This is a genomic window from Paenibacillus sp. J22P165, assembly GCF_059692015.1.
Map to the genome: position 1 here is coordinate 137,109 of NZ_JCAUAP010000011.1, position 13,908 is coordinate 151,016.

Annotated in this window: 15 protein-coding genes; 5 read left to right on the forward strand and 10 right to left on the reverse strand. The window is 45.2% G+C overall.

What is annotated here, in order from left to right; all coding sequences use genetic code 11:
- Nucleotides 1-16: 16 nt before the first annotated feature.
- Nucleotides 17-1,045, forward strand: a complete 1,029-nt coding sequence (locus tag AC58QM_RS26775; RefSeq protein WP_497287848.1) for a TRAP transporter substrate-binding protein — start codon at nt 17-19, stop codon at nt 1,043-1,045.
- A gap of 39 nt (nt 1,046-1,084) precedes the next feature.
- Here the strand turns inward: AC58QM_RS26775 and AC58QM_RS26780 are convergent, their stop codons facing one another.
- The 6 genes from AC58QM_RS26780 to AC58QM_RS26805 form a co-directional block, all read right to left on the reverse strand.
- Entirely contained in the window at nt 1,085-1,843 is a 759-nt protein-coding gene (locus AC58QM_RS26780) for a response regulator transcription factor (protein ID WP_497287849.1), read from the reverse strand.
- The gene (locus AC58QM_RS26785) at nt 1,821-3,689 is read right to left on the reverse strand and encodes a sensor histidine kinase (RefSeq protein WP_497287850.1); all 1,869 of its coding nucleotides are present in this window, start codon (nt 3,687-3,689) and stop codon (nt 1,821-1,823) included. Before AC58QM_RS26785 ends, AC58QM_RS26780 begins: the two co-directional genes overlap by 23 nt.
- Nucleotides 3,690-3,899: 210 nt before the next feature.
- Nucleotides 3,900-4,217: a cupin domain-containing protein gene (locus tag AC58QM_RS26790; RefSeq protein ID WP_056609861.1), complete on the reverse strand. Its 318-nt coding sequence runs from the start codon at nt 4,215-4,217 to the stop codon at nt 3,900-3,902.
- A gap of 131 nt (nt 4,218-4,348) precedes the next feature.
- The gene (locus AC58QM_RS26795) at nt 4,349-5,854 is read right to left on the reverse strand and encodes an alpha-glucosidase/alpha-galactosidase (RefSeq protein WP_497287851.1); all 1,506 of its coding nucleotides are present in this window, start codon (nt 5,852-5,854) and stop codon (nt 4,349-4,351) included.
- Between the two features lie 107 nt (nt 5,855-5,961).
- Nucleotides 5,962-6,870, reverse strand: a complete 909-nt coding sequence (locus AC58QM_RS26800; RefSeq protein ID WP_497287966.1) for a helix-turn-helix domain-containing protein — start codon at nt 6,868-6,870, stop codon at nt 5,962-5,964.
- 122 nt (nt 6,871-6,992) lie between these two features.
- The gene (locus AC58QM_RS26805; protein ID WP_497287852.1) at nt 6,993-7,157 is read right to left on the reverse strand and encodes a hypothetical protein; all 165 of its coding nucleotides are present in this window, start codon (nt 7,155-7,157) and stop codon (nt 6,993-6,995) included.
- Between the two features lie 207 nt (nt 7,158-7,364).
- Here AC58QM_RS26805 and kduI point away from each other — a divergent pair, with 207 nt between their 5' ends.
- The 4 genes from kduI to AC58QM_RS26825 are packed head-to-tail and all read left to right on the forward strand — an operon-like array spanning nt 7,365 to nt 10,629.
- Nucleotides 7,365-8,198, forward strand: a complete 834-nt coding sequence (gene kduI, locus AC58QM_RS26810) for a 5-dehydro-4-deoxy-D-glucuronate isomerase (RefSeq protein WP_497287853.1) — start codon at nt 7,365-7,367, stop codon at nt 8,196-8,198.
- 34 nt (nt 8,199-8,232) lie between these two features.
- On the forward strand, nt 8,233-8,988 hold the full coding sequence (locus tag AC58QM_RS26815; RefSeq protein WP_310226784.1) for a DeoR/GlpR family DNA-binding transcription regulator: 756 nt from the start codon (nt 8,233-8,235) through the stop codon (nt 8,986-8,988).
- A gap of 54 nt (nt 8,989-9,042) precedes the next feature.
- Nucleotides 9,043-9,795, forward strand: coding sequence for a 2-dehydro-3-deoxy-D-gluconate 5-dehydrogenase KduD (kduD, locus tag AC58QM_RS26820; RefSeq protein ID WP_497287854.1), 753 nt, complete (start codon nt 9,043-9,045; stop codon nt 9,793-9,795).
- On the forward strand, nt 9,796-10,629 hold the full coding sequence (locus tag AC58QM_RS26825) for a sugar phosphate isomerase/epimerase family protein (RefSeq protein WP_497287855.1): 834 nt from the start codon (nt 9,796-9,798) through the stop codon (nt 10,627-10,629).
- 103 nt (nt 10,630-10,732) lie between these two features.
- Here AC58QM_RS26825 and AC58QM_RS26830 read toward each other — a convergent pair whose 3' ends face one another.
- The 4 genes from AC58QM_RS26830 to AC58QM_RS26845 all read right to left on the reverse strand — a co-directional run bounded on the left by AC58QM_RS26830 (nt 10,733) and on the right by AC58QM_RS26845 (nt 13,901).
- Entirely contained in the window at nt 10,733-11,206 is a 474-nt protein-coding gene (locus AC58QM_RS26830; protein WP_497287856.1) for a GlcG/HbpS family heme-binding protein, read from the reverse strand.
- 187 nt (nt 11,207-11,393) lie between these two features.
- Nucleotides 11,394-11,609 carry a hypothetical protein gene (locus AC58QM_RS26835; protein WP_497287857.1) on the reverse strand — a complete coding sequence of 72 codons (216 nt, stop codon included), beginning with the start codon at nt 11,607-11,609 and terminating at the stop codon, nt 11,394-11,396.
- A 383-nt stretch (nt 11,610-11,992) separates the two neighbouring features.
- Entirely contained in the window at nt 11,993-12,994 is a 1,002-nt protein-coding gene (locus tag AC58QM_RS26840; protein ID WP_497287858.1) for an LLM class flavin-dependent oxidoreductase, read from the reverse strand.
- Between the two features lie 91 nt (nt 12,995-13,085).
- The gene (locus AC58QM_RS26845; protein ID WP_497287859.1) at nt 13,086-13,901 is read right to left on the reverse strand and encodes a carbohydrate ABC transporter permease; all 816 of its coding nucleotides are present in this window, start codon (nt 13,899-13,901) and stop codon (nt 13,086-13,088) included.
- Nucleotides 13,902-13,908: the final 7 nt, after the last annotated feature.

Genomic DNA, 13,908 nt, shown 5'->3' on the forward strand with positions numbered 1-13,908 from the left:
AAGGGTGATTATCGACATGCATATGAAAAGAAAAGTTCTTACTATCCTCAGTACAGTAATTGGTACAAGTCTACTTCTAACCGCTTGCGGCAGCACACCTACCAGTAGTACAACTTCAGCACCGAACAAAAGCGATGGACCTAAATTAAATTTCCGTTTAGCTGAAACGCATCCAGCCGATTACCCCACAACCATAGGCGATAAGAAATTCGCCGAGCTAGTTAATCAAGCATCAAATGGCCGCATCAAAATCGATGTATTCCCAGCTTCCCAACTCGGTGAAGAGAAGGCGGTTATCGAGCAAGTCCAACTGGGAGCCATCGAGTTTACACGCGTCAGCACAGGAGCGCTAGGCGGTTTTAACAAGCAATATGAAGTGTTCAGCTTACCCTATATTTTCGACAATGACGCTCATCAATGGAAATTCCTAGAGAGCGAGCAAGGAACGAAGCTGTTGGATAGCTTGGAGACATCCCGGATGAAAGGGCTCGCTTACTATAGCTCTGGGGCGCGTCACTTCTACTCCAAGAAGCCGATTAAGACATTGGCAGATCTCAAAGGACTCAAAATACGTGTTATTCAAAATAAAGTAAATATCGATTTGATGGCTGCTCTTGGCGCTAATGCAACTCCAATGCCATATGGAGATGTATTCAACGCTCTGCAGACAGGAGTTATTGATGCCGCTGAGAACAATTATCCAAGTTATTTCTCTTCCAATCACTTTCAACAAGCGAAAAATCTCATTCTGGATCAGCATCAACGTGTGCCTGAAGTATTGCTCATTTCCAAAGTAGCTTGGGATAAGCTCTCGAATGGAGACAAAGATTTGATTAAGAAAGCCGCACAGGAATCCGTCAAAACGCAAAAAGCAGAATGGGATAAATTCGAGAAAGATTCGGAAGCCAAAGTTAAAGCCGCCGGCGTTACCATTACGGATGTTTCCGATCTTAAACCTTGGCAGGATGCCGTTAAACCAGTAATTGAGAAGTATCGCAGCGAATATAAAGAAACGCTGGAAGCGATCGAGAAAGCGAAAAAATAAGCCCTATATTAACAAAAGGATACATGAAGGTGAAATCCCTCACATGTGTCCTTTTTCTTTTGATATTCCGCTGCTTTTGCGATATTCTAAGGGCGAGCATGCGGTTAGCTTCTTAAACGTGGTACTGAAGTATGAAATATCGGAGTACCCTAGTCTTTCGGCAATTTCAGAAACACGCAAGGATGTTTTGATTAACAGCCGTTTTGCCTCCTCCATCCTCATTTCAATGACATAATCAACGAATTTCCCACCTGTTTGCTGTTTGAAAAGTTGACTTAAATAACTTGGGTTGAGATGAACCAATGTTGCCGCATCCGTCAAAGAAATCTCTTTGTGCACATTCGCAGCGACGAATTGCTGTACACGTGCTATGGCAGATAGTTCTTCTGGATCTAAAATGGGGTTATCCGCCAGTAAGGCTTCTTCTCTCGTCTCACGCACTTGAATCCATCTTCGCAAGCACTCCTCCATGGCCTCCGTCTCCACAGGCTTCAACAAGAAATCTTTTACCCCATACCGAATTGCTTTCTGAGCTAGCTGAAAATCATCATACCCACTCACTAATATTAAGTTCACAGATTTCTGCGCTAATTGCTCTGCCAAACCAATCCCGTCCATAATGGGCATTTTAATATCAGAAATCACGAGATCTGCTTGATGGAGCTGAAGCGCGTCAAGCGCCTCCAACCCATTCCCACATTCCTGCATAATAGCTACGGGCAACTTGGTCTGTTCAACAGCTTTGCGCAACACAACACGGACCCATTTCTCATCATCAACTAGAATGACTTTGTACATCACTTGCCACTCCCTCTTCCTGTAGCTTCAATGGCAGCTTAATCCTAACTATAGTTCCAGCACCAACGCTACTTTCCAATTCAAGGCCAGCATCCTCGCCAAATAAGTACGAAATACGACGATGAACATTCACTATGCCGATCTGTGAGACTGCTGTGACCATATCTTTTTGAGGCAAATCGAGCTGTAGGGACCTCAGCCTATCGCTAGGAATGCCGGTTCCCGTATCTTTTATTTCTATTATGAAATGCTTCTCATCATAACGTTTAGCAGAAATCTCAATATGCACAGGACTTGCGCTTGTCTCTAAGCCATGAATAACACAATTCTCCACCAGCGGCTGAAGTGCGAACTTAGCAATCATCTGTGTTTCCGCCCATCCAGGAATCTGAAACGCATATGTGAGTCTCTCTTGAAAGCGATACTGCTGGATCCGCAAGTACATATCGCAAATATGTATTTCTTGCTGCACTGAAATCGCTGCGCCAGCATGATTCAAATTGTAGCGAAGAAGTCGCGCCAAAGAGGCAACCAACACGGAAATATCCGTCATATCCCGCTCCAAGGCCATCCCTCTAACCGTTTCTAACGCATTCATCAAAAAGTGGGGGTTCACCTGGGATTGCAGTACTTTCAGCTCTGTCTCTTTCTGACGAAGCTGAAGATCTTTTTCCCGAATCTCCGAATAGTAAATTTCATCCATGAGCACTTGCAACTTTTCGACCATTTTATTAAAATCATTCGTTAACTGACCAATTTCGTCCTTGGACTCAATATCTACACGGGACTGGAAATCCCCTTCTTTCACTCTTTTCATGAAAAATTGAAGTGACCTGATTGGTCGAACAATACTTGTCGCAAATCCAATGCCGATGATATAGGCAATGAGCAGCGTAAAAACAACCGTCCACCAAATGGTTTGCCTGATATACTGCGTACCATGAGTTAATTCAGACTCTGGAATCATCGTCACAAGGCGCCAATTCAAATAAGACGACTTGCTCCACGTATAGAACGGTTTATCGCCTGTCGACGCTTGGTAGGAGCCACTTTCTTGTGTGAGAATGATTGGCAATTGTTCAAGCTGCGCCAAATGACCGATTTCCTCATTCTCTGGCGAATACATGTAATGACCCGATGGATCGATAATCGAAAGATAACCTGTACGACCAATCGTCACACGATCAGCAATTTCTTGAATGCGTTTGAAATTCACTTCCATGATCAAAGTTGCGACAGGTTCCAACGTATTTGGACTCACGAGCCTCTTCACGATGGAGAGCACAGGCACGTATTCGAGCTCATAGCGAGGTGAAGGCGGACGAATGATAAGTCGAATATCACTATTAGATGGAACGCTAGAAAACCATGGTTCTTGGATTAACTCCACTGCAGGTGTGACGTTTTTGTTGGAACTTGTATCCAGGACGGCCTTATCTTCCATGACGAGCATAATACGAGAGATATCTGAGCGAGAGTACGCGGTATCGTGAAATAGTTGCATTAATGGTTCACGGATACCCGATTCCTTCACTTCTTGTTCACTCGTCATCCGCAGAAACTGCTGCATCGCGGGATGGTTCTGCATGCGAATGGAGTCAATTTCAAAATCACGAATGTAATACTCGATATGAAGCTTTACTTGTTCGATAATTTGTTCATTACTCAAATTCGCTTCTTCCCGCAGCACCTCAGACGATTTCTGATACGAGATGAATCCAACTACGCAGAGCGGAATCACAACTAACATGGCTGAATATACGAGTAATTTTACTGTCAGTGGACGATCACGTAAAAATAAGCTGCGATGAAACCAGATCCACGCTCTTCGGCCCCTTTTTTGCATAATCAGCCCCCATCCACCATCCACTACATGTAAACACATTCAAATCGTATGGGAAGAGCGATCCCTCTCGCTCCATTTAGTAGAAGTATCGATTAACTGTAAAAACTCCATCTAATTCCCTCAATTAACTCACTATTTGGAAATTAGATAAAAAAAATACATCAATTTCTTACGTATAAGTAAAGTAAAACCAGTTGCAGGAGCAACTGGTTATCTTTTCACCAAGTCTTCACGAATCGGTGTAAATACATCTAATAGTGCAGAGTCTTCCAATGCAGTAACCCCATGTTTAGCTCCACTAGGTATATAAACCGTTTGGCCCTGTTCAATAACGGTAACAACGCCATCGATTGTAAATTCGATTTTACCTTTCAAGCAATAGGACATTTGCTCATGCACATGACTGTGCTGATACCCGATAGCTCCAGGTTCAAAATGGACCTCCATCATCATTAACCCAACTTCAGCTTTCAAAATACAACGAGTCACACCTGGTTCTGCTGCTTCCCAAACGCCAATATTAGACATCGGACTTTCCCCTTTCGTTATAAAACGCTTTCAGTCTGAATAAAAAAAGAAGGACCGCAAGCGGCCCTTCACTTACTCACTAATTATACTCGAAAAGAACCCAAATGAACATACTTGAAAATAAACGAACCTTATGCCGTTGTTGCTGCACGATCTTTCCCTTTATCGGCTTCTCCTGCATTCTTGTTCGCTGCGTCCCGATCCTGCTGCATATCAGCAACCGTCTTCACTTTCAGACGAGCAGCCCCTTCATACTCCTTTGTTGGAATGAGGTTACCAGCCGCAAGTCGTTGTTTGGCCTCGGCAATCGCGGCACCATACTGTGGTAACCACGCCTCCTGGGCAACCAACATCTCATCAACCATTTGCCAAATTTCCTTCGGATTGCAGACAGCTCCAACAAGTGGGTCCATCATGAAGGCTTGACGCAGCAGCTTATCATCGCCGCGAACAGCTGCTTCTACTGCCAAGCGCTGAACTGAGATACTGACATTGCATACCGCCGCTGGCCCCAACGGCAGCTCACCGACAAGCGGCATCGAGATACCATTGCGATCCACATAACCCGGCGCTTCGATAATCGCATCATCGGGTAAATTAGAAATAACCCCTCTATTGACCAGGTTAAAATGTCCCCGATACACGCGGCCTGTCTCTAGGCCTTCGATAATGTAGGAGCCATGCTCTTCACTGCGCTTCTCACTCGCATAAACGATTGCCGGATCCTTCATCCAATTCGGGAAATCCGTTTCAAACCAACGACGTCCCTCCGTACAGACACGTAAGTATCCACCCGTTTCACCATTGATCCAGGATCCCATGTCAATCCAATCTTGAATTTCACTAGCTCGTTTACGATACCAAGGAACGTATTCACTCAAGTGTCCATTTGACTCCGTGCTATAGTAGCCAAACCGGCGCAGCATATCGATCCGTACCTTCTCCGTGCGGGCATACTCGGGATGGTTCTCAAAAGCTTCTAATAACCCTGCAGTCAAATCCTTGCCCTCATGGGTCGCTTGAATATACCAAGTTTGATGATTAATGCCTGCACAAATAATATCCACGTCTTTCTTCTTCAACCCGTAAACATCGGCAATTTGATGATGACCATGTTGTACACCATGACAGAGGCCGATCGTGCGAACACCGCCGTACTTATTGCAAGCCCACGTTAGCATCGCCATCGGATTCGCATAATTCAATAGCGTGACATCTGGTGCTGCCACCTCACGAATATCTTGGCAAATACGAAGCATTTCTGAAATACCTCGTTGTCCGTACATGATTCCACCTGCACACAAGGTATCTCCTACACATTGATCCACCCCATATTTCAAAGGAATATCGACATCCGTGGCAAAAGCCTCCAGCCCTCCCACACGAATCGTGCATAGTACATATTTCGCACCTTCTAATGCTTCCTTACGATCCGTTGTCGCTTGAATCTGAATGGATAAGCCATTCTCATGGATGTCTCGTTGACAGAGCTCTGTCACCATCTCCAAATTGTGCGGATTTATGTCTGTAAAAGCTACTTGAATATCATGAAATTCAGGTACGGATAGTAAATCCCTTAGAAGTCCACGTGTGAATCCAATACTGCCTGCGCCTATGAATGCTACCTTAAATGCCATATTAATCGCCCTCTCTATCATTTCGTCTATGCTTCACATTGTACCAAGCAGATGAGAGAAAACGTTATCAAATTTCTAACTTCCTCGCTTCCCATTTGTCAAAAATTCTAACTTCCTTCAGGATAGGCGATTTGATGTTTATTCATCGATTTTCGAAATTCCGTCGGTGTCATCTTCGTATGTGCTTTAAATAACAAATGAAAATACTGCCTGCTGCCCACTCCGATATAGTCCGAGATATCTGCAATTGGGATGTCGGTTTCAAGCAGCAGCATTTGTGCTTTTTCCATACGAATCTCCGTTAAATAGGCCATTAGCGTTTGGTCAGTCACTGCTTTGAATATTCGCTGTAAATAGCCTGGGTGCAGATTCACAGCACCTGCAATATCTTTCACTTGAATCTCGCGATCGTAATTCTGGTGCATATAATCCATGCTTTGCTTTACATACCACTCGCTTTGAACCAAAGAGCTATTCACCGTTTCGCGGCTTAACCGAGCAATGCGGATCAGGAGCTGCGCTATTAATAATTGAATCATCGTCTCACTTTTGCCAGCTGGCTTATCTAACTCTAGTACCAAACTCTTCATCACATGATAGACTTCATCCGGATCACGAAGCACTAAATAAGCCGTCTGAACCTCCAATAAAGAGGATAATTGCTTTTCTTCGGCGGCAAGCTGTTGAAGTGAAGGCATCACACCTTGATGTCTGGTAAAACGAAACTCCACATTCAGCATGCGACACGGCTCTTCATCCTCCACGATAAGTCGGTGAGCGACATTGGCGTCCAGTAAAATGAATTCACCCTTTTTCAATCTCACCCTGTCAGTCCGCGTAGCTGAGAGCTGAATCTCGACATCACAAAAGCCATGTATCGTATACATAATCTCCGTCGCATCATGTCGATGAAAGGGCATATGAAAGCCTTGCCATTGTTTAAAATAGTAGGCTAGCACCTGCGGATGGCAGGGAAAATCCGTCAATAAAGCTGGAAACAGACGGGTCGATTGCATCATCAGAGCTCCTTTCCAACCTTTCTTAAGGTCATTCTACTCCCCTCTCAACAAAAAGAAAATCCCTTCATCCAGAAGGGATTCCACTACTGCTATTCCTATAGTCGTTGATCATGTTTGACTTAGTCTCGATCCGTGTACTCATCATTTGAAAATGGGTGACTTATATTATCCATTATTTCTTCTACTGCTTCACTTAACATGTCTGTCGGAGTTGTATCTTCTTCCTCAGGTAGGGTTGGAATTGTATCATTACATACACGATCAAAATAATGACTTTTGTCCATACACATGCGCCTCCTTATTTCCTATTCTCATAATTAACATCGCTCGTTTGCTTGTTTTGTACACATTCCGCTTACTTTATTCACATCTTTCCAAATTTCCGAAAATGCGCAGAAGATCTCCTTGCCTAAATCGTCGATATGAAGTAAATTAAACCTATATGAACGTATATCAACACAAATAAACCAACTCTAAGGAGAGATTAAACCATGGATATTCGCTATGCCTCCCACCCGAATGAAGTTAAACAATTTGATACTGAACGCCTGCAAGCTGAGTTTCAAATTCAATCCCTATTTAAAGAAAACCAAGTAACGTTAGTTTACTCACACGTTGACCGTTTCATTATTGGCGGCGTTCTGCCAACGACAGAAACACTTCAATTAGAAGCTGATCGCAAAGAAATGGCTGCTGATTACTTCCTAGAGCGCCGCGAAATCGGTATCATCAACGTAGGAGCTAGAGGCACAATCACTGTCGATGGTACAGCGTACACAATGGATTCCAAAGATTGTATCTACATCGGTCTTGGTTCCAAAGAAATTTCCTTCGCAAGCGATGATGCTGCGAACCCAGCGAAATTCTACTTCAATTCCACACCAGCTCACACAACGTACCCAACTGTGAAAGTAGCGATTAGCGAAGCAACGCCTGCTCACCTAGGCAGCATCAATACTTCCAATGAGCGTACGATTTATAAATACATCCACTTGGATGGCATTCAAAGCTGTCAACTTGTTATGGGTATGACATTATTGAAACCAGGCAACATGTGGAATACGATGCCAACGCATACGCACAACCGTCGTTCCGAGGTTTATTTCTATTTTGACATGCCAGAAGATGCAGTTGTCTTCCACATGATGGGTGAACCGCAACAAACACGTCACGTTGTAATGCGTAATGAGCAAGCTGTCATCTCACCAAGCTGGTCCATTCACAGCGGTGTTGGCACGAACAACTACACATTCATTTGGGGTATGGCTGGCGAGAATCAAATGTTCAACGATATGGACGCAGTTGCTATGCAAGATCTAAAATAATCGGTAATCCCATTATAAGAACGGATGAAACCCGATGAATCCTTTACGCAGATATGAAACGATTATGGAAGTTTTACTCGCTCAGAAAGAAGTCACTGTGAATGAGTTGAGTGAACGTCTAGAAGTAACAGGAAAGACCATTCGTGAAGATCTAGCCAAACTGGAAGAAAAAGGGCTGCTAATCCGCATTCATGGCGGTGCCATGCTAGCTCAAAGCGATCAGTTAGGCATTCTCTCTGCGAAAGAACCGAATATCAAGCATGCAGATAAAAAATCGGAGATTGCGTCCCTCGCTCTCCGATACATCCAGCCACGCGATATCATCGCACTGGATGGCGGATCTACAACGCTTGAAATCGCTAGGCGGCTGGATAATCAGCCGCTTACGGTTGTAACTAACGATTTATATATCATCTCCGAACTTGTCCATAAGGATGAAATTCGGCTAGTCGTTCCAGGCGGCTATCGTCTGCGCAATATGCTTGCTGGCCCAGAAGCTGTAGAGTATGTGCGTGGTCTTAACATTCAGAAATCGTTCATTTCTGCGACTGGTGTGCATTTACAGCACGGCTTTACCATTTACACGAATGATCTTGTTGAATATAAGCGTGCTCTCATCAGCTCCAGTGCGACTGTTTATGGGGTGATTGATCACTTCAAATTCGGACAATGTGCTTTGCGAACCTTCGCATCTCTATCTGAAGTGGCTATGATCTTGACCGATAGCGGCTTATCGGAGGAAACGGCGTCGCAGTTCCGCGAAACAGGCATACAGATCGAAACACTGTAAGCGCAAGTTGCAAAGTTGAAACCTATACTTTCTATTATGGAAAAGGAGTACGTCATGACACTTTTTAATCTATCAGGCAAAACAGCATTCGTTACAGGTGCTTCAGGCGGCCTAGGCCAAGCTATGGCGATCGGACTTGCTGAGGCTGGCGCGAACGTAATCGCGGTATCTTCTTCTGAAAGCGTTCAAACTGTTGAAACGATTCGCGCATTAGGCGGTAAAGCAGAGCTTATCGCGGCTGATTTAAGCAATGAAGATATTCTTGAAGATGTCGTCGCTAGAGCGATTGGTATTTATGGCGGTGTCGATATTCTCGTTAATAATGCCGGTATTATCCGTCGTACTCCAGCGGTTGATCACGCGCGTCAAGATTGGCACGATGTAATTGACCTGAACTTGAACTCGGCTTTCTTCCTTTGCCAGCTAATTGGTCGTCATATGATCGAGCGCGGCAGCGGTAAAATCGTGAATATTGCTTCCATGTTGACGTATCAAGGTGGCATTAACGTGCCAGGATACACGGCAAGTAAGCACGCGATTGCTGGTGTCACGAAAGCATTAGCGAACGAGTGGGCTGGAAAAGGCATCCAAATCAATGCCATCGCCCCAGGCTATATGACGACGAATAACACAGCACCAATTCTCAAAGATGAGAAACGTACAGCTTCCATTACTGAGCGTATCCCAGCAGGACGTTGGGGTTCACCTGAAGATTTGAAAGGACCGGTTGTCTTCTTGTCCTCAAGCGCTTCTGATTACATGAACGGACACGTTCTTTGCGTGGACGGCGGATGGATGGCTAGATAGATGGGCATCGGGACACTCGCTCATACCGTCGGCCATCTGCCCTTGAAGGAATTGACCGCGAAGTTAAGCGGACGAGGCATCGACTTTGTTCAATTAGCGCTCAGTAAAGCGATTAGCGACTATGATTTAAGCCTCGGCAAATTAAGCCCGGCACTTGCCAATCATATTGGCGAGCAATTTCATCGCGCAGGCGTGCGAATTGGCGTGCTCGGATGCTACATTAATCCGATTCATCCTGATCCGCAGCAGCGTCGTTATGAAATCGATCGATTCAAGGAGCATTTGCGGTACGCCCGTGATTTCGGAACGTCCATCGTGGCAACGGAAACAGGTGATCTAACAACGTATCTTGCGGAAGATGCTAACGGCTATGAGGCCAAAGGATGGGGTATCCTTAGACAGACCGTCGAGGAATTAGCTGAAGAAGCTGAGCGATGGGGCGTTCATATCGGATTAGAGCCGGTTTTCACTCATACATTGTCTAGCACTGAGAAAATGGCCCGCATCCTGGAAGAAGTGCCTTCCAGCACGTTAGGTGTCGTATTCGATCCAGTTAATCTCATTCCACCGACGGTGGTTGAGCCACGAGATCAAGAAGCTTTCTTGGATCATGCCTTCGCAACGTTTGGAAACCGAATTGTGCTGACTCATTTGAAAGATTATGTCGTGAACAATGGCCAAAAGAATGAAATTGAGTCCGGAAAAGGCATTTTCGAGACAGCCTCCTTCTTGGCAAAGCTTCACTCACATAAGCCTGGTGTCGATATTTCGTTAGAGCGACTCCAAGATCATACGATTGAAGAAGCATTCTCGTACGTTAGAAGCTTGCTTTGATAAAGAACCCCGATTCCTCTATGGAGAGGTGTCGGGGTTTTCTTATTTGCGATTTACAACACGGCCGCTCATCCTCGAAGAACCACGATAGAAAAGCTTTTTCTCATTTCTTAATATCTGGATTGGTTAGAACTTTGAATTGCTCACCTAAGTGCTGCTGCAGCGCCTTCAAGGTCGCCACACCAACGGCAATATCCTCCTCACCAGCCCCTCCACTTACACCAACCCCGCCAATGACTTGACCGTTAACCACGATGGGGAATCCACCTACAAAAATGGCAAACTTCCCCGGCATCATGGCGTGAATCCCAAATGCTTCCCCATGGATCGTCGCTGGGCCGCCAGGCTGATTAAACAGATGCGTCGAACGTCTATGTCCGCTTGCCGTAAAAGCTTTTGCCATCGCCAGCTCAGGACTCGTGTTGCGTGCCCCATTCATTCGCTCTAAGGCTAACAAATAACCGCCGTCGTCGACGATGCAGATCGTTTCTGCCGCCTGAGCCTCCTCTGCAGCTTGAATACCAGCAGCAATCATCACCTTCGCTTCCTCGATTTCTAGCTTCAAGACGGATCTCATGATGCATGGCCTCCTTCGTCGAACCTTATCCGCTTGGTACATAACCCTCACCTTCGGCACTTTTTCCATTTATATGGCGTTTAAGGCGAAAAAAGTCGCATGAGTGACTAGCTAACGAGAATTTTGGCGTAAAAAAAAAGCCTAGACAATCCCCTGGAAAGAGATTTGTTAGGCTTGGTGGTCATTGTTACTTATTCGGCTGTTGCGCTCGAGCTGGTCGAGTTGGACGTTCTACCCAGTTCTCGCGGCTCATGCGCTTCACTTGATTAATTGGATTTGAAAGATCAACGACTTCCGCTTGAAAAGGTTGCTCTGCTGCAAGCTTCTCTTTATACCCTGTGCCTGGCGCAGGTCCGCCTCCACCATTCCGTTTTCCCTTGTTCCATACGCGATTCTTGCTCATGCCACCACTCCACCGTTTTTTGTTTAAGTGTAATGGCAGTTACCAAAAAACGCAAATGCTGGTTTTCAGAATAGCGTAAATAAGCTACCTTTCTCCATTCTCCAAGAAATAATTCCAATACATCCTACCTTCTATGACTCCTAGCAAAATAACTGGAAAATACGCTGTTAATTTCGCGCAAATCCTCGAGTTTAAGCAAATAAATGTAAATTATACAGTTAATTCCCACGTTCTAGCTACAATCCAACTAAATCGTTAAAATTAGCTACATGAAATCCAGTTATTCCGCATTTCCAAGTAAATCGAGCGAAATTAGCTGTACTTTATACAGTTAATGATGTTGCGAGTGAGTATAAGGTTGTCAGTACGACTCGTGGTTACCTCTACAGATCAAAAGCCTTCGCAAGCAAACGATACGAATGTAATCGCGCTTCGATGTTATGAATCGGCGACACGACCATGATTTCATCCGCTTGGTAAGCCTCGTTCAGCTTCAAAATCTGTTCTTTTACCTGGCTCGGTGTACCTACAATTCGTTTATGGCGACCATTGCGAATCATAGCATAGTCATTCTCCGTATACGGGTAATTGAGCGCCGTATTCACTGACGGGAACGATGGCAGCAACATCCCACGTCCTAAGGACAAGAAGAATAAGTCCGTGCTAAGCGCCAGTTGATTCGCTTCTTCCTCTGTATCCGCGCAGATGACTAGCACCGCTGCTAAGGAGTGAGGCTTCTCATTCAAGATCGATGGCGTGAAATGCTCGCGATAAATACGCAGCGCCTGCTCACAATCCGCATTCCCGAAAAATTGTGCGAAGCCAAAAGCAGCCCCCTGATCAGCAGCAATTCTTGCGCTGTCATAGGAGGAGCCAAGCAGCCAAATTTCCGGCGCTGTTGGAATTATCGGGGACGCATGCAGCGCCGCGAACCTATGCCCCGCTGGTAGTGAATCATATAAATAACCCGTCAAATCAGCGATTTGCTGGGGGTATTGGTCAACACCTGTATATTTGCCTTCTTGCAAAGCACGCGTGGATATGGGCATGCCCCCTGGTGCACGGCCTAGCCCAACATCGATACGTCCAGGATGAAGCGCCTCTAGCAATCGGAAATTTTCAGCAACTTTATATGCGCTATAATGTGGCATCATAATACCGCCTGAGCCTAGTCGAATTCGCTCTGTTTTGGCAGCCAAATGCGCGATCAACACCTCAGGACTTGAGTGCGCTAGCGCTTGTGATGCGTGATGTTCAGATACCCAGAAACGGCTGTAACCTATACGATCCGCTTCCTGGGCAAGTTCGGTCGTTTCAGCTAACGTTTGTGCTGCATTGCGACCTTCACCAATTTGTGACTGATCCAAAATACTTAATTTCAACACAAGTAATCACCTCTCCTTAACTGTAACACAAAAAAGAACAGAATGCCAAAAACAGCCGTGACCTTTCACGACTGCAATCAACGACTACCTTTTAACCCTTCAAAGATCCTGCCATAACACCTGCTACGAAATAACGCTGTAAGAATAAGAACATCATAACCATCGGCACGGCCGTAATGACAACTCCTGTAAGCAGCATAGGATAGTCGGTCACATATTCCCCTCGGAACTGAAGCATTGCTAGAGGGAGCGTTAATTTGGACTTGCTATTAATAAGCAGCATGGGGATCAACAAATCATTCCATACCATCACGAAGAGAAACGTTGCCGTTGCTGCTAAGGAAGGTGCAGATAAGGGCAAAGCGATACGTGAATATAGTTTCCACTCACTAGCCCCATCTATACTCCCTGCTTCCAAAATTTCTTTGTTCAGCACCTGCATAAAGCCCTTCAGCATGAAAACGGTCAATGGCATGAGCAAGGCAACGGATACAAGTACTAACCCGTATAAATGATCGGACCAGCCCAGCTTATGCGTCAGGGAGTATATCGGCAGCATATTAACTTGAGATGGAACGATGAGCCCCGCAATAAACAAGCCAAAGATGATTTTAGCAAGCTTCCCCCCAAAGCGAAGAAGAGCGTACGCAATCAAACTTCCAAGTGCGAGTTCGAGAACAACCGTACTAAGGGTCACCTCTACACTATTTAAGAAATATTTCCACATCGTTTGCCCTTTGAAAATGCCGCTAAAGTTTCCGAACGTGAAGGGCTTCGGCCAGCCGAGGGGCGAGGCAAAGAAGCGCTGTGTCGTTTTGAAAGAAGAGACGACTACAAAATATAAAGGTGCTGTGATCAACACTGCATATAGCAGTAAGATTACGCGACCGAACCATTTCATCCCCATAGTTGCT